Below are 19,593 nucleotides of genomic sequence, written 5' to 3'. Positions count from 1 at the left end.
AGCTGATAGAAACAGAAGCCACTGGAGCACCTCAAAAACACCATCATACACTAAATCAGTAAGTTGGCAGCATCACCTTGCAGGGCAATCGTCAAATTATTGCGCCTTACCGTGGAGCAGTTTCTTATGTGCAGTTTACAACTGACCAACGTAAGCCCTGGTATATACAGGCACTGCGTTCCGATGGTTCGCCATTAACTTTTGGCTATGACGTACTGGATCTCCAGGAAAACAATATTGGAGTCGTTGGCCAGGGTAGTCGCCTTTTTATTCGCGTAGATGAAATTCCAACTGGCATAAAAGTTGCTCTCAATGATGAACAGAATTTATTCCGTACTATTACTTTCCAACACGTTATCGATGAAAACAAAACATATATATGCCAGTAAAAGGAGTTTACTATGAAGTGGCTTTTATTAATCACCTTGAGTCTATATTCTTTTATTGTGCAAAGTGCTCCCTGTGGATTGAGCAATGTCGGGGAACAACGTGGAACATATATACTCAAGCCACTGAGTATGAAAGGTAATCTCACCGCCGAAAAAATTGAAAACACCGGAAATATCATTGAGTGTGCAGACTTGCAAGAGACGACTAACGCCATTAAAGTTCATTTTTTAACACAGAACGCTTTAAGGTTTAAAGTCGGAAGTCGTCATTATATTATTAATTTCCCCTTTGAATCTGACGGTAAAAAAATAGAGCTTCCAGGGAAGTCATCTTATAATTTAGAAGAGATGCTATCTGCGATAAATTTCACCATTCCATACTCTATCGCATCTGTATCAGATAGTTCCAACACCGCAGATATTTTTCCAGGAACGCCTTTTCCTTTGTTGTTCGAAATTGAAGTGAGTTCATGTACAGGGAATAATACTAATTGTAATAGCGTCCGCTTTAATTTTAATTTAAATACTATTTTACAGGTAAATTTAATGACCTGTGGTTTTGAAGATCAATCCATCGACACTGGACGATTTGTACTGTCTCGTATCAATAATGAAAATTATCAGTTTCATCATATAAGATTTGACTGCATCCAGGGCGAGCAAGGTGAATTAGTTTTTGAACCCAGTGACGTTGAATATTACTTTGAACCAGTGACGATACAGGAGTCAGGAACCAGCATATTAAAAAATGAGTTAGAAAACAGTGAGGACGGTGCGGGTCAAATAGGCTTTCAACTCTCCAATGATGGTACGAATGAAATCCAGTATGGTAAAAGCAATTACTACTCTTTTCAGCATCCCCATGAAGGAAGTAATCAGATTCCTCTATTTATTCGCCCGCGTACATATGGAAATAATGTCTCAAGCGGGCAAATAATGAGCCGAGTCAAAATCGTGGTTATGTACAACTAATCTATCTCCCCCACCTTAACTTTGGGGGAGGTGCCGATTAACGCGCCGCTGGACTAAAAAGCGCAGAATAATCCGTATTGCAGATTCGCTGTACCGCCGGGTGCTGAATCATCCGCTCAGCAAAAATAGCATGGTACTCTTCCATCACATTCTCGACGCGACCAATTTCTACGACAGTTTTATCGGCATAAAAGTCATATGCATAAAGCGTTGGGGCAACGAAGATTGCATTGTGCATCGCACCAAAAGCTTTCATCAAAGCGGCATCATCAAACTCGCCAAGGATTTCTACGTTTAATCCCTGGGAGTTAAACCAGTTAAGTAATTTGCGCCCTAACATTGAACGTCGCCCAGGAATCAAAAGCCGCCGTTCTTCAAGACAAGCTGGGAACGGTTTTTCCGGCGGTGGATTTGTACACCAGAAACTCACGCCACATTCGCCAATTCTCACGGAGAACAGGCCTTCCTGCTGCGTAGAATCTATCGGACAGTCGGAAATGATCATATCCAGTTTATGCTGGCTTAATTGCTCCAGCAGCATTTCGTGGGTGGATTCGAAGCAGCGAAGATGAATCGGCTCGCCTTCTACTACTGCAGCATTCAGCACGCTACTGACCAGACGTTTGGAAAGTGCATCAGCCACGCCAACGTCAAACAATAAATTGGATTCTTTGCGATAGTTCACGATATCCAGCATTTCCTGGCTCAAGGTGAACATTTTATCGGCATAGCGATAGACCAGCTCCCCCAGCTCGCTGGGCTCGAGACCACGTCCCTTGCGCTTAAATAATTTGCCTTGCAGGCGCTCTTCCAGCGCCCGAATCTGTCCGGTAATGGTTTGTGGTGTTAAATAAAGCGCCTCCGCTGCGCCAACCACAGAACCTTCTTTATAAACATGCCAGAAGTAATACAAGTGGTTGTAATTGATATGAGACATGCTCATTTCTCTCCCTGATAACAATGAAAAGGGAGCCGTTTATGGCTCCCCGGTAAACCGTCCTGTCAAACTGATGGACGCAAACGAACGCGTAACCAGCTGTATCCAATTACCGCCGAAGAGATAGAACCGACCAGGATACCGAGTTTCGCCCAGTTAATCAGTTCTGGATCTACGCTACCAAAGGCCAGGCTGGCAATAAAGATAGACATAGTAAAACCGATACCGCACAGGATCCCCACCGCCATAATTTGCTGATAAGTCGTTCCCTCAGGCAGATGCGCCAGTTTCAAACGCAGCGCCAACCAGCAGAACAGACTAATCCCCAGCGGTTTGCCAATCAGCAAGCCAGCGATGATCCCCAATGGCAGAATGGAGGTCAAGCCATCCAGCGTGACGCCTTGCAGTGAAACGCCAGCATTAGCAAATGCAAACAGTGGTAAAATCAGATACGCCACCCACGGGTGCAACACATGCTCCAGTCGCTTCGCTGGAGAACGCCCATGCTTCTCTTTCAAAGGAATAAAGAAGCCGACAATTACCCCCGCCAGGGTTGCGTGAACCCCCGATTTCAACACTGCAGTCCACAACACTACGCCAACCAGAATATAGACGCCCGTGCGGCGTACACCACACAGATTCAATACCGCGAGTACCGCAATTGCTACAGCCGCGACCCCAAGAGAGGCCATCGATAAGTCATTAGTGTAGAACAATGCGATGATAATGATGGCCCCAAGATCGTCGATAATAGCCAGAGCCATCAAAAAGATCTTCAGCGCTAACGGAACACGACTTCCCAATAGCGCCAGCACACCAAGTGCAAAGGCAATGTCAGTAGCCGCCGGGATCGCCCACCCTTCGCGGGTAATCGGATCGGCATAGTTAAAGGCCAGATAGAGTAATGCCGGCACAATCATCCCACCAATAGCGGCGATAACTGGAAATGCGGCCTGGCGTAAGCTGGCTAGCGATCCTTGCATCAGTTCACGTTTAACTTCCAGACCGACTAACAGGAAAAATACCGCCATCAGCGCGTCATTTATCCATAACAGCATGTTTTTGTTGATTTCGAGTGAACCAACCCGGAGCTGAACCGGCGTCTCCAGAAAGTCGTGATACCATCCACTGGTTGCGCCGCTGTTGGCCATCATCATCGCCAGGATAGCGGCAATGATAAGAATAATGCCTCCCGAGGCATCACTGCTAAAGAATCGATGCAGATGTTTCACTTTTTATTTCTCTTTCAGGTGAATAGATCGTTTTTACTATTTTACCCCGCACGAATCATCGTTAAAATCAGATTATAGTGTAGGAATAATTCGTTTTTTACGAGCTATTGAAGAATTTGCGCCATCAGCGGTGAGATGCGTTTTTGACGGCTGTAAGCGCTGACGGGTGACCCTAAGCCCTGATAATCATAGCTTAAGGTGAGGATTTCTGAGGGATTAATTAGGAAAAGTAATAATTAATTTGTTGTCAGTCGGCGATGTTTGTTAGGCCAATATTTCAAAAATAATCCAGCTTGTCGTCAATAATTGCGATGAAGAGATAAATTAAAGTTAAATAATTAAATCATTAAAAAATTACGCCATAAAAATGCGAGGCGTCTTCCGGATTAGAATCGATAAAACAGAATGGGTTAAAGAGAGCGATATAATAGCGGCGGGTGCTTGAGGCTGTCTGTCTCAGGCATTAGCTGAACGGCAGATAGAGAAAAGCCCCGAGTGATATTTTACCATCAACCCGAGGCCCCCTATATGCTGAACACATGTAGAGTGCCTCTTACTGACCGTAAGGTCAAGGAGAAGAGAGCAATGAAGCAGCATAAGGCGATGATTGTCGCCCTGATCGTCATCTGTATCACCGCCGTAGTGGCGGCGCTGGTAACGAGAAAAGACCTCTGTGAGGTTCACATCCGAACTGGCCAGACGGAGGTTGCTGTTTTCACGGCTTACGAATCCGAGTAAGAGCAACGGCGGGGAGTGATCCCCGCCACTTTACAGGTGCTCGCATATCTTCAACGCACCCTATTTTTACCCAGGCCTGCCCACGGGCAGGCTTTTGGGAAGGTTAGCGGGTCAGGTCGTCAAAAAACTTCTTCACACCATCAAAGAAGCTCTTTGAGCGCGGGCTGTTGTGCTCGCCGGTTGGGCCACCGAAGCTTTCTTGCAGCTCTTGCAGCAGCTGTTTCTGCTTCTCGTTCAGGCCTACCGGTGTTTCGACGACAACGCGGCACAGCAAATCACCCTGTGCGCCACCGCGGACAGACTTGACGCCTTTACCGCGCATACGGAACAGCTTACCGGTCTGGGTTTCGCCAGGCACTTTCAGTTTAACGCGACCATCAAGGGTCGGTACTTCGATTTCACCACCCAGCGCCGCCATAGCGAAGTTGATCGGGACTTCGCAATACAGGTTGTTGCCTTCACGCTCGAAAATCGGGTGCTGTTTAACCTGAACCTGAACGTACAGATCGCCTGCCGGTGCGCCATGCTCACCCGCTTCACCTTCGCCCGCAAGACGGATGCGGTCTCCAGTGTCCACCCCTGCCGGGATTTTAACGGACAGCGTTTTGCTGCGCTCAACACGACCATGACCATGACATTTGTTGCACGGATCTTTGATCAGCGTACCGCGGCCCTGACAGTGTGGACAGGTCTGCTGCACGGCAAAGAAACCCTGGCGCATCTGCACCTGACCAGAACCATGACAGGTCGGACAGGTCTGCGGCTGTGTACCTGGTTTTGCACCGCTACCGTGGCAAACGTCACACTCTTCCAGAGTCGGAATGCGGATCTCTTTGGTCACGCCACGTACAGCTTCTTCGAGGGTGAGCTCCATGTTATAGCGTAAATCAGCACCGCGCGCCGCACGTTGACGACCACGTCCGCCGCCAAAAATATCGCCGAAAACGTCACCAAAAATATCGCTGAAGTCTGCGCCGCCGCCAAAACCGCCGCCGCCCATGCCACCTTGCTCAAACGCAGCATGACCATACTGATCGTATGCCGCACGTTTTTGCGAGTCGGTCAGAACTTTATAAGCTTCCTTGATCTCTTTAAATTTCGCCTCGGCCTCTTTGTCACCCTGGTTACGGTCCGGGTGGTATTTCATGGCCAGGCGTTTGTAGGCCTTTTTGATTTCACGCTCTTCCGCTGTTTTGGAAACGCCTAAAATCTCGTAATAATCTTGCTTAGCCATCTTTTTTAAATTGCCCCTAGATGAATGCACGGGCGGAGAGGAAATTCCCCTTCGCCCGTGTCAGTATAATTACCCGTTTATAGGGCGATTATTTTTTGTCTTTGACTTCTTCAAATTCAGCGTCGACAACATCGTCATCTTTCGCGTTGTTTGCAGAAGCATCAGCACCGGCAGTCTGCTGCTGGGCATGTTGCTGCTGGGCGATTTCCATCAGTTTCTGGGAAACCTGTGCCAGCTCCTGCATTTTCGCTTCGATAGCGGCTTTGTCTTCACCTTTCAGAGCAGTTTCCAGTGCAGTCAGTGCAGACTCGATAGCAGTTTTGTCGTCAGCCGGCAGTTTGTCGCCTGCTTCTTCAACCTGCTTACGGGTGCTGTGCAGCAGATGGTCGCCCTGGTTGCGAGTCTGTACCAGCTCTTCAAACTTACGGTCAGCTTCGGCGTTAGCTTCTGCGTCGCGTACCATTTTCTGGATTTCATCTTCGTTCAGACCAGAAGACGCCTTGATGGTGATCTTCTGCTCTTTACCGCTGTTTTTATCTTTCGCGGAAACGTGCAGGATACCGTCAGCATCGATATCGAAGGTAACTTCGATCTGCGGCATGCCGCGCGGTGCCGGGTTGATACCATCCAGGTTGAACTGACCCAGAGATTTGTTATCAGCCGCACGTTTACGTTCACCCTGCAGCACATGGATGGTTACCGCAGACTGGTTGTCTTCAGCGGTAGAGAACACCTGGCTGTGCTTGGTCGGGATAGTGGTGTTTTTCGCGATCAGCGTCGTCATCACACCGCCCATGGTTTCGATACCCAGAGACAGCGGGGTAACGTCCAGCAGCAGTACGTCTTTTACGTCACCAGTCAGAACACCACCCTGAACAGCAGCACCGATTGCTACAGCTTCGTCCGGGTTAACGTCTTTACGCGGCTCTTTACCAAAGAACTCAGCAACTTTCTTCTGAACCATTGGCATACGAGTCTGACCACCAACGAGGATAACGTCGTCGATATCAGATACAGACAGGCCAGCGTCCTGCAGTGCAACTTTCAGCGGCTCGATGGAACGGTTAACCAGATCTTCAACCAGGCTTTCCAGTTTCGCACGAGTCACTTTGATGTTCATGTGTTTCGGACCGGTCGCGTCTGCAGTGATGTACGGCAGGTTAACGTCGGTCTGCTGAGCGGAAGACAGTTCGATTTTCGCTTTTTCTGCCGCTTCTTTCAGGCGCTGCATTGCCAGCGGATCGTTGCGCAGGTCAATGCCCTGATCTTTCTTGAATTCTTCAACCAGATAGTTGATCAGACGGCTGTCGAAGTCTTCACCACCCAGGTGGGTATCACCGTTGGTTGCCAGAACTTCGAAGGTTTTTTCGCCGTCAACTTCGTCGATTTCAATAATAGAAATATCGAAAGTACCACCACCCAGGTCATAAACCGCGATAGTACGGTTGCCAGTACCTTTGTCCAGACCGTAAGCCAGCGCAGCTGCGGTCGGTTCGTTGATGATACGTTTTACTTCGAGACCAGCGATACGGCCTGCGTCTTTGGTTGCCTGACGCTGAGCATCGTTAAAGTATGCCGGTACGGTGATAACAGCTTCAGTTACCGGTTCACCCAGGTAATCTTCAGCGGTTTTCTTCATTTTTTTCAGCACTTCAGCAGAAATCTGCGGCGGTGCCATTTTCTGGCCTTTAACTTCGACCCATGCGTCGCCGTTATCAGCAGCAATAATTTTGAACGGCATGATGGAAACATCACGCTGTACTTCTTCGTCCTGGAAGCGGCGGCCAATCAGGCGTTTAATCGCAAACAGGGTGTTTTGCGGGTTCGTCACTGCCTGACGTTTAGCCGGCTGACCAACCAGAGTTTCACCATCCTGGGTATAGGCAATAATAGAAGGCGTGGTGCGATCGCCTTCGGCGTTCTCCAGCACGCGAGGAGTGGTGCCATCCATAATCGCTACACAAGAGTTGGTAGTACCCAGGTCGATACCAATTATTTTACCCATCTAAACGTCTCCACTATATATTCAGTCATCATGTGGTTGTGAGTCTGTAATAGGGGCGAAACGTCTGGTTTCAACTGCCCAATTTCATTTTTTTGCAGACTCACTCACTGCGGTTGACTACTAAATGGGGTCGTAACCCACGTCATCAAGGGGGAGATGCAAAAATTTTTTGTGCTTTTGCGCAGAAATTTCGCGATATGGCAGGACAAGACGTAAAATTGACAGCAATTTTATTCATATAAAGAATGAATCGCAGCCAAGGTATTCATCAAAAAATTGTAATAAAAAGAAAAGATTACGTGCCTGAATCTTCTCTTTATCAGCAGTAAACTAGTGGGTATTCATCCCCCTACCTCTTCCCACTAAGAGAATCCTTATGAAATCCGTTTTTACGATTTCCGCCAGCCTGGCGATTAGCCTGATGCTGTGCTGCACGGCGCAGGCAAACAACCATAAACTCCTCGGCGTCATTGCGATGCCGCGTAACGAAACCAACGATCTGGCGCTGAAACTTCCTGTTTGTCGCATTGTGAAACGCATACAACTCTCTGCCGACCATGGCGATTTACAGTTAAGCGGTGCATCGGTTTATTTCAAAGCCGCCCGTAGCGCCAGTCAGAGCCTGAATATTCCTTCAGAAATAAAAGAAGGGCAAACCACTGACTGGATCAACATTAACAGCGATAACGACAATAAACGCTGCGTCTCAAAAATCACCTTTTCCGGTCATACGGTGAACTCATCGGATATGGCCACGCTGAAAATTATCGGCGACGACTAACGCCAGAATATAGAAGCCACAAAAAATGAATGTTAATTACCTGAATGATTCAGATCTGGATTTTCTCCAGCATTGTAGTGAGGAACAGTTAGCAAATTTCGCCCGGCTGCTCACCCATAATGAAAAAGGCAAAACTCGCCTCTCCAGCGTACTGATGCGCAACGAACTGTTTAAATCGATGGAAGGACATCCCGAGCAACATCGCCGCAACTGGCAGCTGATTGCTGGAGAATTACAGCATTTTGGTGGCGATAGTATCGCCAACAAACTGCGCGGACACGGTAAATTGTATCGGGCCATTTTGCTCGATGTTTCAAAACGATTGAAGCTGAAAGCCGACAAAGAGATGTCTACGTTTGAAATTGAGCAACAGTTACTGGAACAATTTCTGCGTAATACCTGGAAGAAAATGGACGAGGAACATAAGCAGGAGTTTCTGCACGCGGTCGATGCCAGGGTGAATGAGCTGGAAGAGCTGCTGCCGCTGCTGATGAAAGACAAATTATTGGCAAAAGGCGTGTCGCATTTGCTTTCCAGCCAATTGACCCGCATTTTACGCACCCACGCAGCAATGAGCGTGCTTGGGCATGGTTTGCTGCGCGGCGCGGGTCTGGGAGGCCCTGTGGGCGCAGCATTAAATGGGGTTAAAGCGGTCAGCGGCAGCGCCTATCGCGTGACGATTCCAGCCGTACTGCAAATAGCCTGCCTGCGCCGGATGGTTAGCGCCACTCAGGTCTGATACCGGAAACCGGGGAAAATTTTCATTTTCCCCTCAAAAGATCGTAGACACTGCCCCACTGGCTGATTATTATGCCGCGCCCTGAAAACACTACAGTTATTCAGGGAAATTATTTCACCATTCATTCGATGATGATTTTTGAGGAATTATGGGCAACACTAAGTTGGCTAATCCGGCACCGCTGGGCCTGATGGGCTTCGGCATGACCACCATTCTGCTTAATCTGCACAACGTGGGTTATTTCGCTCTGGACGCTATTATTCTTGCCATGGGCATTTTCTACGGCGGCATCGCGCAAATTTTTGCCGGTCTGCTGGAGTACAAAAAAGGCAACACTTTCGGTTTAACCGCATTCACCTCTTACGGTTCTTTCTGGCTGACGCTGGTTGCGATTCTGCTGATGCCGAAACTGGGTCTGACCGATGCGCCAAATGCACAGTTCCTTGGTGTCTACCTGGGTCTGTGGGGCGTATTTACGTTGTTTATGTTCTTCGGCACTCTGAAAGGCACACGCGTCCTGCAATTCGTTTTCTTTAGCCTGACCGTGCTGTTTGCCCTGCTGGCGATCGGTAACATTGCCAGTAATGCCGCGATCATCCACTTTGCCGGCTGGATTGGTCTGATCTGCGGTGCCAGCGCAATCTATCTGGCGATGGGTGAAGTGCTGAACGAGCAGTTTGGTCGCACCGTTCTGCCGATTGGTGAATCCCACTAATTGTTTTGAGATCCCCCCGCTCGGGGGGATTTTTTTATTCGCTAACGTCGCGTCTTGCACTCTTCGGTCTGAATGCAGCAACCACTTCTGGTGCCGTTTCAACGTATGGCCCTTCCAGCAACTGAATGCAGTACGGTACGCTGGCAAAAATACCGTGTACCACAACGTTACCCTCAGCGTCCTTCACACCTTCCAGCGTCTCTTTAATAGACTTCGGCTGACCGGGTAAGTTAAGGATCAGCGCCTGTTTGCGAATCACACCCACCTGACGCGAAAGGATCGCAGTTGGTACAAAATGCAGGCTGATCTGGCGCATCTGTTCACCAAAGCCAGGCATCTCGCGGTCCGCTACTGCCAGTGTCGCATCGGGCGTTACGTCACGACGCGCCGGGCCAGTTCCGCCCGTGGTGAGCACCAGATGGCAACTCATTTCATCCACCAGCTCACACAACGTTTGCTCGATGATCGCCTGCTCATCGGGGATTAAGCGGGTTTCCAGTTCAAACGGCGTGGTTAGCGCCGATGTCAGCCATTCTTCCAGCGCAGGGATACCTTTATCCTGATAAACGCCGCTGGATGCGCGATCAGAGATGGAAACTAAGCCAATACGTAAAGTATTCATCAAGATTTTTCCGTTTAAACAGTCTCGTTAAACAGAATGATACACTGCGAAGGGAGTGACAGACAGGCTTCAGAAGAGGTAGCGTGACCGACTTCCCGGTCACGCTAAGAATGATTACAGCAGATCGCCGATCATTTTTTCCAGTTTTTCCTGGTCAATAGCAAACTTACGGATACCTTCCGCCAGTTTATCTACTGCCATTGGATCCTGGTTGTGCTGCCACAGGAACTCGGACTCAGTGATACGCGCCGGACGCGCTTTCACTTCGCCGGTGTAAGACAGTTTACGTTCGATAGCCCCTTCGCTCTCCGCCAGCTCTTTCAGCAGTGCCGGTGCGATGGTCAGACGGTCGCAGCCTGCCAGTTCCAGAATTTCGCCGATGTTACGGAAGCTTGCGCCCATAACCACGGTTTCATAACCGTGCTCTTTGTAGTACTGGTAGATTTCAGATACAGAAACCACGCCCGGATCTTCTGCCGGAGCGTACTCTTTCTTATCGGTATTCGCTTTGTACCAATCAAGAATACGACCAACAAACGGCGAGATCAGGAATACGCCCGCTTCCGCACAAGCACGAGCCTGAGCGAAGGAGAACAGCAGGGTCAGGTTACAGTTGATGCCTTCTTTTTCCAGCTGTTCCGCAGCACGGATACCCTGCCAGGTAGAAGCCAGTTTGATCAGAATACGATCGTTGCTAATACCTGCATCGTTGTAGAGTTTGATCAGGCGTTTTGCTTTCGCAATTGACGCTTCGGTGTCATAGGAAAGACGCGCATCAACTTCAGTTGAGATACGGCCCGGAACCAGTTTCAGGATTTCCAGACCAATATTTACTGCCAGTTTGTCGGTCGCGTCCACGATCTGCTGCGCGCGATCGTTGCTCTGCTGTTTCGCCCAGGCGACAGCATCATCAATCAACTTACGATATTCCGGAATCTGCGCTGCGTTAAGAATGAGAGAAGGGTTGGTTGTGGCATCCTGCGGTTGATACAGCTTCATTGCCGCGATGTCCCCAGTGTCGGCCACTACGGTGGTGTACTGACGAAGGGAGGTCAATTTGTCCGTCATGATAGTATTTCTCTTTAAACAGCTTGTTAGGGGGATGTAACCGGTCTGCCCTGATGATATCACGACGCAACGTCAGCGCAACCGCCGACAAGACGGTTATCGCCAGGCGAGACTGTTTCGGATTTCTGACACTGCGTTGATATCGCCCGCCATTTTTAAACAAAACCTCATGTATGCTACGCAGAAGTTATCAAGTACCTCGTAGCGTATATACTTCTTAAACAATTGGTAACGTTTACACAGGAAAGTCATCGCGACCGGCAATAAGAGGGATATGCATGCCAGATTTTTTCTCCTTTATTAACAGCGTCCTTTGGGGATCGGTAATGATTTACCTGCTCTTCGGCGCAGGTTGTTGGTTCACTTTTCGCACCGGATTTGTGCAGTTTCGCTACATCCGCCAGTTTGGCAAAAGTCTTAAAAATAGCATTCATCCACAGCCAGGCGGTTTAACCTCATTTCAGTCATTGTGTACCAGTCTTGCGGCGCGCGTGGGTAGCGGCAACCTGGCCGGCGTTGCGCTGGCTATTACCGCCGGTGGACCTGGAGCCGTCTTCTGGATGTGGGTTGCCGCGTTTATCGGCATGGCGACCTCGTTTGCCGAATGTTCCCTTGCACAACTTTATAAAGAACGTGACGTCAATGGGCAGTTTCGTGGCGGACCGGCATGGTATATGTCGCGCGGGCTGGGGATGCGCTGGATGGGCGTTCTGTTCGCCGTCTTTTTGCTCATCGCCTACGGCATAATTTTCAGCGGAGTTCAGGCAAACGCTGTTGCCCGAGCCCTGAGTTTTTCTTTTGATTTTCCCCCGCTGGTGACAGGCATTATTCTCGCTGTCTTTGCTCTGCTGGCAATCACTCGCGGTCTTCATGGCGTCGCCCGGCTCATGCAGGGGTTTGTCCCGTTGATGGCGATAATCTGGGTACTGACCAGCCTGGTGATTTGCGTAATAAATATCGGGCAACTTCCCCACGTCATTTGGTCTATTTTTGAGAGTGCTTTTGGCTGGCAGGAAGCGGCAGGCGGCGCGGCGGGATATACCTTAAGCCAGGCGATTACTAACGGTTTTCAGCGCAGTATGTTTTCCAATGAGGCGGGAATGGGTTCGACGCCAAACGCGGCAGCGGCAGCGGCGTCCTGGCCTCCGCATCCGGCAGCGCAAGGAATTGTCCAGATGATTGGCATTTTTATCGACACCCTGGTCATCTGTACGGCAAGCGCCATGCTGATATTACTGGCGGGTAACGGCACAACCTACATGCCGCTGGAAGGTATTCAGCTTATCCAGAAGGCGATGCGGGTGCTAATGGGTTCCTGGGGTGCTGAGTTTGTTACCCTCGTGGTTATTCTGTTTGCCTTCAGCTCCATCGTTGCCAACTACATTTATGCCGAAAACAATCTCTTCTTTTTACGCCTGAACAACCCTAAAGCGATCTGGTGTTTGCGGATCTGCACCTTCGCAACGGTCATCGGCGGCACCTTGCTAAGTCTTCCGCTGATGTGGCAACTGGCAGATATCATAATGGCCTGCATGGCTATTACCAATTTGACCGCCATTTTACTGCTCTCGCCTGTGGTTCATACCATTGCCAGTGATTATCTACGCCAGCGTAAACTCGGCGTGCGCCCGGTGTTTGATCCGTTGCGTTATCCGGATATCGGTCGCCAGCTTTCTCGGGACGCGTGGGATGATGTTTCGCAGGAGTAATCACAACTATCGATCAACTCATTCTCTTTTTTTGCTAAAGTCGGCATAAATTTCCTGCAAGGACTGGATATGCTGATTCTTATTTCACCTGCGAAAACGCTTGATTACCAAAGCCCGTTGACCACCACGCGATATACGCTGCCGGAGCTGTTAGACAATTCCCAGCAGTTGATCCATGAAGCGCGGAAACTGACGCCTCCGCAGATTAGCACGCTGATGCGTATCAGCGACAAACTGGCAGGTATCAACGCCGCTCGCTTTCATGACTGGCAGCCAGATTTCACGCCGGAGAATGCCCGCCAGGCGATTCTGGCGTTTAAAGGTGATGTCTACACCGGCTTGCAGGCCGAAACCTTCAGCGAAGACGATTTCGATTTTGCCCAACAGCATTTGCGAATGCTTTCCGGCTTGTATGGCGTACTCCGCCCGCTCGATTTAATGCAGCCTTATCGTCTGGAAATGGGGATCCGTCTTGAGAATGCCCGAGGGAAAGATCTGTATCAATTCTGGGGAGATATCATCACCAACAAGCTGAACGAGGCGCTCGCAGCACAAGGCGATAATGTGGTGATTAATCTGGCGTCAGATGAGTATTTTAAATCGGTGAAGCCGAAGAAATTGAATGCCGAGATTATCAAGCCGGTGTTCCTCGATGAGAAGAACGGCAAATTTAAGATAATCAGCTTCTACGCTAAGAAAGCACGCGGTCTGATGAGTCGTTTCATTATTGAAAATCGGCTGACCAAACCAGAGCAACTGACTGGTTTTAATAGCGAAGGTTACTTCTTTGATGAAGCTTCCTCCAGCAATGGCGAACTGGTGTTTAAACGCTACGAGCAGCGTTAAGTTTGTAGTCAATGCCGGATGCGGCGTGAACGCCTTATCCGGCCTACAAAAGCATGCAGATTCAATATATTGCAGAATTCACGTAGGCCTGATAAGACGCGCCAGCGTCGCATCAGGCGCTGAATGCCGGATTGTTACCCGGCATTTGTCATTTAGCGGTGATGTTTGCCTGGACCATAACCGCCGTGATGATCATGATGAGCTTTCTTATGGTGACGCGGCGGTGGCGGCGGTCCGTGTGGGTGCCAGCGATTGCCTCGCCATTCATAATGTTGTTTCCACCAGCCGTGGTCGCGCCAATGACCGCCATCCCAGTAATAGCCACGATTATCACGATCGCCTATCTGTAATTTTACTGACGGGACTAACGTAATTTCCGCAGCCTGCGTTGCCATGGGAGCGACCAGAACCAGGGAAAGTGCGAGTACGATAGATTGCATCTTTTTCACAGGTTACTCCTTTTATCATTGCCCGTTATGGGTCGATATCCGGAGATTACGCGATGAGAACGGCGGTTGTTATTCTCCGCAATCCTAATCTCTAAGTTACCGCATTTATTGAGAATTCCTCCTTTTTCCCTGTCGTTTCTCTCCATATTTTCTTCACAAAAAAGCCGGGCTGCATAAAAGCAAACCCGGCCTGATTGAGATAATGAATAGCTGTTACTGATGATTCATCATCAATTTACGCAACGCAGCAAAATCGGCGGGCAGATTATGCGAAAGCAAGGGTAAATCGGCACGTTCTGCCAGCTCTTTTGGCAGATCCAACGTTTCACCGAGAATCGCTTCCACGCTCTCTTTAAATTTCGCCGGATGCGCGGTGCCGAGGAACAAGCCATATTCGCCTGGATTCAACTGGTCACGCAGCGCACGATACGCTACGGCAGCGTGCGGCTCCGAAGTGTAGCCCAGTTCTTTTAACTCACGCATTGTCTGTTGCGTGGTTTCATCATCCACGGCTGCATAACCCAGCTCTTTCAGTTGCCAGATTTTGCGGCGGAACAACTCTTCCACACGCGGCCAGTTGTTCGGCTGACTCACGTCCATCGCGTTGGATAACGTCGCCTGAGTCGCTTTGGGTGACCACTGACCGTCGTGCAGGAAACGTGGCACGGTATCGTTCACGTTGGTCGCAGCAATAAAACGTTTCACCGGCAGACCGAGTGACTTCGCCAGCAGACCCGCCGTCAAATCGCCGAAGTTTCCGCTTGGCACCGAGACAACCAGCTGGTTGCGCGCTTCCTGCGGCAGCTGCGCAACTGCTTCAAAGTAGTAGCAAATCTGCGCCAGCAACCGGCTGATGTTAATCGAGTTAGCTGAGTTTAACCCCAGCGCCACTTTCAGCTCTTCATCATCAAACGCCTGCTTCACCAGCGCCTGACAGGCATCGAAATCGCCGTCGATGGCAACAGTTTCGATATTGCCGCCCAATGTACAGAACAGTTTTTCTTGCAGTGGACTGATTTTGCCTCGTGGATAGAGGATAACCACTTTCACATTCGGTAAACCGTAGAAAGCATGAGCCACTGCCGCTCCGGTATCACCGGAGGTCGCGGTCAGAATGGTCACTGGCTTATCGCCCGCAATATGGGTCAGCATTTGTGCCATAAAGCGACCGCCGAAATCTTTAAATGCCAGCGTTGGCCCGTGGAACAATTCCAGACAACCGACATCGCTTTCAACATTGGCGACCGGAGCCGGGAAGGCAAACGCCGCGCGCACGCGCTCTTCCAGGATTTCCTGCGGGATTTCATCACCAATAAACGCCGAGAGGATCTTCGCACTGCGGGTGACAAAATCCAGCTTCAGCATCTCATCAATTTCAGTCAGGCTGAATTCCGGCAGGTCGTGCGGAAAAAACAGCCCCTGATTTTTGCCCAACCCCTGGGTTACGGCTTGCGCAAAGCTGACCTGCTCATTGTGATCTTTAAGATTGTAGAGTTTCATTTAGTTTTCCAGTACTCGTGCGCCCGCCGTATCCAGCCGGCAAATATGAACAAAACCTTCCTGATTTTGCAGGTAGTTCTTACCCAACCAGTCGGCAACGCGCTGGGCGGTATCCGGCTTGTCACACAGAGCGAACAAGGTCGGGCCGGAGCCGGAGATACCGCTCGCTACCGCGCCGATTTCCGCGACCGCCTGCCGCGCCTGCCGGAAGCCAGGCAGTAACCGTTCACGGTAGGGTTCTGCGATAACATCTTTCATCAGCTTCGCGGCAAGCTCAGGCTGACGGGAATAGCAGGCGTGAATGAAGCCTGCCAGATGTCGCCCGTGCGCAATGCAATCCTGGCGGCGATACTGCGCCGGTAAAATAGCCCGGGCTTCTGCCGTCGAGACTTTAATCCCCGGATACGCCAGCACCCACAGCCACTCATCAAACCCTGGCACTTGCTGGCTGATGATGTCGTTTTCTTCGATCATCAACTGCATACCACCAAGAAAACACGGTGCCACGTTGTCGTAATGAATGCTGCCGGAGATACGCCCTTCCAGCTCGCCCATCAAAGCCAGCAAACGGGTGTCATTAAGCGGCTTGCCGCAGTGTTCATTCATCGCCATCAGCGCCGCGACCACCGAACAGGCGCTGGAGCCTAAGCCCGAACCGATCGGCATATTCTTTTCCAGAGTCATCGCCACTGGAATTTGCTTGCCCAGCTCCTGGCAAAAACGCTCCCAGCACTGATAAACGATATTTTCCCGTGGTTCTGACGGCAGCTTATCGGCAAAGCGTCCGAGGTTGTTGAGACTGAATGTCTCTGCCGCCTCAACCGTTACTACATCTCCGAGCAATGCACCATCAACGGGTGTCACCGCCGCCCCGAGCACATCAAACCCGACGCTCATATTGGCACTGGAAGCCGGGGCATAAACTTTAACCATGTCAGACTCCTAACTTCCATGAGAGGGTACGTAGCAGATCGGCAAAGACACCGGCAGCTGTAACGTCATTGCCCGCACCATATCCGCGCAGCACCAACGGCAGCGGCTGATAATAGTGGCTATAAAAGGCCAGGGCGTTTTCGCCATTTTTCACTTTGAACAGCGGATCATTACCATCCACTTCGGCAATCTTCACGCGGCAGACACCATCTTCATCAATATTGCCAACATAGCGCAAAACTTTTCCTTCATCACGGGCCTTCGCCACGCGCGCGGCAAAGAGATCGTCGAGCTGTGACAGATTCGCCATAAAAGCGGCAACATCACCCTCGGCGTTAAACTCTGCGGGCAGCACAGGTTCAATTTCAATATCCGCCAGCTCCAGTTCACGTCCCGTTTCACGAGCGAGAATTAATAGTTTACGCGCTACATCCATACCAGAAAGATCATCTCGCGGATCCGGTTCGGTATAACCCATTTCCCGCGCCAGAGTAGTCGCCTCGGAGAAACTCATGCCTTCGTCTAACTTGCCGAAGATATAAGAAAGCGAACCTGAAAGAATGCCGGAGAACTTCATCAATTCATCACCAGCATTGAGCAGATTTTGCAGGTTCTCAATAACCGGTAATCCAGCCCCAACGTTGGTGTCATAGAGGAATTTACGCCGCGATTTTTCCGCCGCATAACGCAACTGATGGTAGTAATCCATCGACGAGGTGTTGGCCTTTTTGTTCGGCGTGACAACGTGGAAACCTTCGCGCAGGAAGTCGGCATATTGATCCGCCACTGCCTGGCTGGAGGTGCAGTCAACAATGACCGGGTTCAGCAGATGATATTCTTTCACGAGGCGAATTAAGCGCCCGATATTAAACGGCTCTTTGGCTTGCGCCAGTTCTTCCTGCCAGTTTTCCAGATTTAGGCCATGCACATTGGTGTGCAGAGCCTTCGAGTTAGCAACACCGCAGACACGTAAGTCGATATGTTTATTCTTCAACCAGCTTTGCTGACGCTTCAGTTGCTCCAGCAGCGCACCGCCAACGCCACCGACGCCAATCACAAACACTTCGATAACCTGATCGGTATTGAACAGCATCTGATGAGTAACGCGCACGCCAGTGGTCGCATCATCGTTATTTACCACGACAGAGATTGAGCGTTCAGAAGATCCCTGAGCAATGGCGACAATGTTGATATTGGCGCGGGCCAGCGCGGCAAAGAATTTCGCCGAGATCCCACGCAAGGTACGCATACCATCACCTACCACCGAGATAATGGCCAGCCGTTCCGTCACCGCCAGCGGCTCCAGTAAGCCTTCTTTCAGTTCCAGGTAGAACTCTTCCTGCATTGCCCGTTCAGCTCGCACACAGTCGCTTTGCGGAACGCAGAAACTGATACTGTATTCGGAAGATGATTGCGTAATCAGCACCACGGAAATACGGGCGCGTGACATTGCAGCAAAGACGCGCGCCGCCATGCCGACCATTCCTTTCATCCCCGGGCCGGAAACGCTGAACATTGCCATGTTATTCAGATTGGAAATGCCCTTGACCGGTAATTCGTCTTCATCACGGCTGGCACCAATGAGCGTACCTGGTGCTTGAGGATTTCCGGTATTTTTAATCAGGCAAGGGATCTGGAACTGGGCGATGGGAGTAATGGTGCGGGGGTGAAGAATTTTAGCGCCGAAGTAGGAAAGCTCCATCGCTTCCTGGTAGGACATCGATTTCAACAACCTCGCATCGGGCACCTGACGCGGGTCGCAGGTATATACCCCGTCAACGTCCGTCCAAATCTCGCAACAATCGGCGCGTAAACAGGCAGCCAGCACCGCCGCGGAGTAGTCGGAACCGTTGCGTCCAAGTACCACCAGTTCGCCTTTTTCATTACCGGCGGTGAAACCTGCCATCAGCACCATGTGATCAGCCGGAATACGACTTGCCGCAATACGGCGGGTGGACTCAGCAATATCGACGGTAGATTCGAGGTAATGCCCCACTGCCAGTAGTTTTTCGACCGGATCGATAACGGTAACGTTGTGACCACGCGCTTCTAACACGCCGGCCATAATGGCGATTGACATTTTCTCACCACGGCAAATCAGCGCAGCGTTAATGCTATCCGGGCACTGCCCTAACAAACTAATGCCATGCAGGACATGTTTTATTTGGGCAAATTCCTGGTCGACGAAAGTTTTCAATTGCGCCAGCGGGAATCCCGGCTGGGCGGCGGCGAGTCCCGTCAGAAGTTCGGCAAAAATACGTTCGGCATCGCTGATATTGGGTAAAGCATCCTGGCCGCTAATGGTTTTTTCAATCATCGCCACCAGGTGGTTGGTTATTTTGGCGGGGGCAGAGAGGACGGTGGCCACCTGCCCCTGCCTGGCATTGCTTTCCAGAATATCGGCAACCCGCAGAAAACGTTCTGCATTTGCCACTGATGTACCGCCGAACTTCAACACTCGCATGGTTGTTACCTCGTTACCTTTGGTCGAAAAAAAAGCCCGCACTGTCAGGTGCGGGCTTTTTTCTGTGTTTCCTGTACGCGTCAGCCCGCACCGTTACCTGTGGTAATGGTGATGGTGGTGGTAATGGTGGTGCTAATGCGTTTCATGGATGTTGTGTACTCTGTAATTTTTATCTGTCTGTGCGCTATGCCTATATTGGTTAAAGTATTTAGTGACCTAAGTCAATAAAATTTTAATTTACTCACGGCAGGTAACCAGTT

18 protein-coding genes, 1 pseudogene and 1 other annotated feature are annotated in these 19,593 nt (G+C 50.2%); of the genes and pseudogenes, 8 read left to right on the top strand and 11 right to left on the bottom strand.

Translation table 11 applies throughout. The annotated features are described in order from the left end of the window. Positions 1-77: 77 nt before the first annotated feature. Positions 78-389: pseudogene (locus tag OQV04_RS07850) on the top strand (FimD/PapC C-terminal domain-containing protein); the annotation flags it as partial. Positions 390-401: 12 nt separating this feature from the next. Then, complete coding sequence (locus OQV04_RS07845; RefSeq protein WP_032222136.1) at positions 402-1,361, top strand: hypothetical protein; 960 nt, start codon at positions 402-404, stop codon at positions 1,359-1,361. Between the two features lie 37 nt (positions 1,362-1,398). On the opposite strand, the gene nhaR is transcribed toward OQV04_RS07845, so the two are convergent. Both nhaR and nhaA read right to left on the bottom strand, forming a co-directional pair. Next, on the bottom strand, positions 1,399-2,298 hold the full coding sequence (nhaR, locus tag OQV04_RS07840) for a transcriptional activator NhaR (protein ID WP_001300855.1): 900 nt from the start codon (positions 2,296-2,298) through the stop codon (positions 1,399-1,401). A 65-nt stretch (positions 2,299-2,363) separates the two neighbouring features. Further along, a complete protein-coding gene (gene nhaA / locus OQV04_RS07835) occupies positions 2,364-3,530 on the bottom strand; it encodes a Na+/H+ antiporter NhaA (RefSeq protein WP_000681368.1) in 1,167 nt (388 codons plus the stop codon). A 585-nt stretch (positions 3,531-4,115) separates the two neighbouring features. Here nhaA and mokC point away from each other — a divergent pair. Continuing rightward, positions 4,116-4,268 carry a type I toxin-antitoxin system toxin MokC gene (gene mokC, locus OQV04_RS07830; RefSeq protein WP_000809168.1) on the top strand — a complete coding sequence of 51 codons (153 nt, stop codon included), beginning with the start codon at positions 4,116-4,118 and terminating at the stop codon, positions 4,266-4,268. A gap of 103 nt (positions 4,269-4,371) precedes the next feature. On the opposite strand, the gene dnaJ is transcribed toward mokC, so the two are convergent. Beyond that, on the bottom strand, positions 4,372-5,502 hold the full coding sequence (gene dnaJ / locus OQV04_RS07825; RefSeq protein ID WP_032282087.1) for a molecular chaperone DnaJ: 1,131 nt from the start codon (positions 5,500-5,502) through the stop codon (positions 4,372-4,374). Positions 5,503-5,590: 88 nt separating this feature from the next. Then, on the bottom strand, positions 5,591-7,507 hold the full coding sequence (dnaK, locus tag OQV04_RS07820; RefSeq protein WP_000516135.1) for a molecular chaperone DnaK: 1,917 nt from the start codon (positions 7,505-7,507) through the stop codon (positions 5,591-5,593). A 376-nt stretch (positions 7,508-7,883) separates the two neighbouring features. Here dnaK and OQV04_RS07815 point away from each other — a divergent pair, with 376 nt between their 5' ends. The 3 genes from OQV04_RS07815 (at position 7,884) to satP (ending at position 9,742) form a co-directional block, all read left to right on the top strand. Continuing rightward, positions 7,884-8,288, top strand: a complete 405-nt coding sequence (locus OQV04_RS07815; protein ID WP_001520432.1) for a DUF2541 family protein — start codon at positions 7,884-7,886, stop codon at positions 8,286-8,288. Between the two features lie 25 nt (positions 8,289-8,313). Further along, positions 8,314-9,027 carry an acidic protein MsyB gene (gene msyB, locus OQV04_RS07810; RefSeq protein WP_001102367.1) on the top strand — a complete coding sequence of 238 codons (714 nt, stop codon included), beginning with the start codon at positions 8,314-8,316 and terminating at the stop codon, positions 9,025-9,027. A gap of 148 nt (positions 9,028-9,175) precedes the next feature. Further along, the gene (gene satP, locus OQV04_RS07805; RefSeq protein WP_274446648.1) at positions 9,176-9,742 is read left to right on the top strand and encodes an acetate uptake transporter; all 567 of its coding nucleotides are present in this window, start codon (positions 9,176-9,178) and stop codon (positions 9,740-9,742) included. Between the two features lie 34 nt (positions 9,743-9,776). Here the strand turns inward: satP and mog are convergent, their stop codons facing one another. Then, positions 9,777-10,364, bottom strand: a complete 588-nt coding sequence (gene mog, locus OQV04_RS07800; protein ID WP_001295414.1) for a molybdopterin adenylyltransferase — start codon at positions 10,362-10,364, stop codon at positions 9,777-9,779. A gap of 114 nt (positions 10,365-10,478) precedes the next feature. After that, positions 10,479-11,432 (bottom strand): transaldolase, encoded by a 954-nt coding sequence (tal, locus tag OQV04_RS07795; RefSeq protein WP_000130185.1) that lies wholly within the window; start codon positions 11,430-11,432, stop codon positions 10,479-10,481. 278 nt (positions 11,433-11,710) lie between these two features. On the opposite strand from tal, the gene OQV04_RS07790 reads away from it, so the two are divergent. Both OQV04_RS07790 and yaaA read left to right on the top strand, forming a co-directional pair. Further along, positions 11,711-13,141, top strand: coding sequence for an alanine/glycine:cation symporter family protein (locus OQV04_RS07790; RefSeq protein ID WP_032288391.1), 1,431 nt, complete (start codon positions 11,711-11,713; stop codon positions 13,139-13,141). A gap of 69 nt (positions 13,142-13,210) precedes the next feature. Then, positions 13,211-13,987, top strand: coding sequence for a peroxide stress protein YaaA (yaaA, locus tag OQV04_RS07785; protein WP_000906203.1), 777 nt, complete (start codon positions 13,211-13,213; stop codon positions 13,985-13,987). A gap of 152 nt (positions 13,988-14,139) precedes the next feature. On the opposite strand, the gene OQV04_RS07780 is transcribed toward yaaA, so the two are convergent. From OQV04_RS07780 to thrL, 5 genes are all read right to left on the bottom strand, one after another. Then, positions 14,140-14,436: a DUF2502 domain-containing protein gene (locus OQV04_RS07780; protein ID WP_032282084.1), complete on the bottom strand. Its 297-nt coding sequence runs from the start codon at positions 14,434-14,436 to the stop codon at positions 14,140-14,142. Between the two features lie 213 nt (positions 14,437-14,649). Continuing rightward, complete coding sequence (gene thrC / locus OQV04_RS07775; RefSeq protein ID WP_000781063.1) at positions 14,650-15,936, bottom strand: threonine synthase; 1,287 nt, start codon at positions 15,934-15,936, stop codon at positions 14,650-14,652. Then, complete coding sequence (thrB, locus tag OQV04_RS07770; protein ID WP_000241660.1) at positions 15,937-16,869, bottom strand: homoserine kinase; 933 nt, start codon at positions 16,867-16,869, stop codon at positions 15,937-15,939. It lies immediately after the preceding gene. A gap of 1 nt (position 16,870) precedes the next feature. Then, positions 16,871-19,333 (bottom strand): bifunctional aspartate kinase/homoserine dehydrogenase I, encoded by a 2,463-nt coding sequence (gene thrA / locus OQV04_RS07765; protein ID WP_274446647.1) that lies wholly within the window; start codon positions 19,331-19,333, stop codon positions 16,871-16,873. Between the two features lie 25 nt (positions 19,334-19,358). Then, positions 19,359-19,478 (bottom strand) — a sequence feature (Thr leader region). Next, on the bottom strand, positions 19,414-19,479 hold the full coding sequence (thrL, locus tag OQV04_RS07760; protein WP_001386572.1) for a thr operon leader peptide: 66 nt from the start codon (positions 19,477-19,479) through the stop codon (positions 19,414-19,416). It overlaps the preceding feature by 65 nt. Between the last annotated feature and the right edge of the window lie 114 nt (positions 19,480-19,593).

It is taken from the genome of Escherichia sp. Lx600-2, from assembly GCF_036662595.1.
In the GTDB taxonomy this organism is placed as follows: domain Bacteria; phylum Pseudomonadota; class Gammaproteobacteria; order Enterobacterales; family Enterobacteriaceae; genus Escherichia; species Escherichia coli.
Note: the sequence above shows the minus strand (reverse complement) of the source record. Positions and strands in the feature narration are given on the sequence as shown.

Coding starts and splice junctions, on each gene's coding strand:
- mokC (WP_000809168.1), top strand. CDS start 4,116: ATGAAGCAGCATAAGGCGATGATTGTCGCCCTGATCGTCATCTGTATC.
- nhaR (WP_001300855.1), bottom strand. CDS start 2,298: ATGTCTCATATCAATTACAACCACTTGTATTACTTCTGGCATGTTTAT.
- OQV04_RS07815 (WP_001520432.1), top strand. CDS start 7,884: ATGAAATCCGTTTTTACGATTTCCGCCAGCCTGGCGATTAGCCTGATG.
- yaaA (WP_000906203.1), top strand. CDS start 13,211: ATGCTGATTCTTATTTCACCTGCGAAAACGCTTGATTACCAAAGCCCG.
- dnaK (WP_000516135.1), bottom strand. CDS start 7,507: ATGGGTAAAATAATTGGTATCGACCTGGGTACTACCAACTCTTGTGTA.
- msyB (WP_001102367.1), top strand. CDS start 8,314: ATGAATGTTAATTACCTGAATGATTCAGATCTGGATTTTCTCCAGCAT.
- tal (WP_000130185.1), bottom strand. CDS start 11,432: ATGACGGACAAATTGACCTCCCTTCGTCAGTACACCACCGTAGTGGCC.
- mog (WP_001295414.1), bottom strand. CDS start 10,364: ATGAATACTTTACGTATTGGCTTAGTTTCCATCTCTGATCGCGCATCC.
- thrC (WP_000781063.1), bottom strand. CDS start 15,936: ATGAAACTCTACAATCTTAAAGATCACAATGAGCAGGTCAGCTTTGCG.
- thrA (WP_274446647.1), bottom strand. CDS start 19,333: ATGCGAGTGTTGAAGTTCGGCGGTACATCAGTGGCAAATGCAGAACGT.
- satP (WP_274446648.1), top strand. CDS start 9,176: ATGGGCAACACTAAGTTGGCTAATCCGGCACCGCTGGGCCTGATGGGC.
- OQV04_RS07845 (WP_032222136.1), top strand. CDS start 402: ATGAAGTGGCTTTTATTAATCACCTTGAGTCTATATTCTTTTATTGTG.
- thrB (WP_000241660.1), bottom strand. CDS start 16,869: ATGGTTAAAGTTTATGCCCCGGCTTCCAGTGCCAATATGAGCGTCGGG.
- OQV04_RS07790 (WP_032288391.1), top strand. CDS start 11,711: ATGCCAGATTTTTTCTCCTTTATTAACAGCGTCCTTTGGGGATCGGTA.
- dnaJ (WP_032282087.1), bottom strand. CDS start 5,502: ATGGCTAAGCAAGATTATTACGAGATTTTAGGCGTTTCCAAAACAGCG.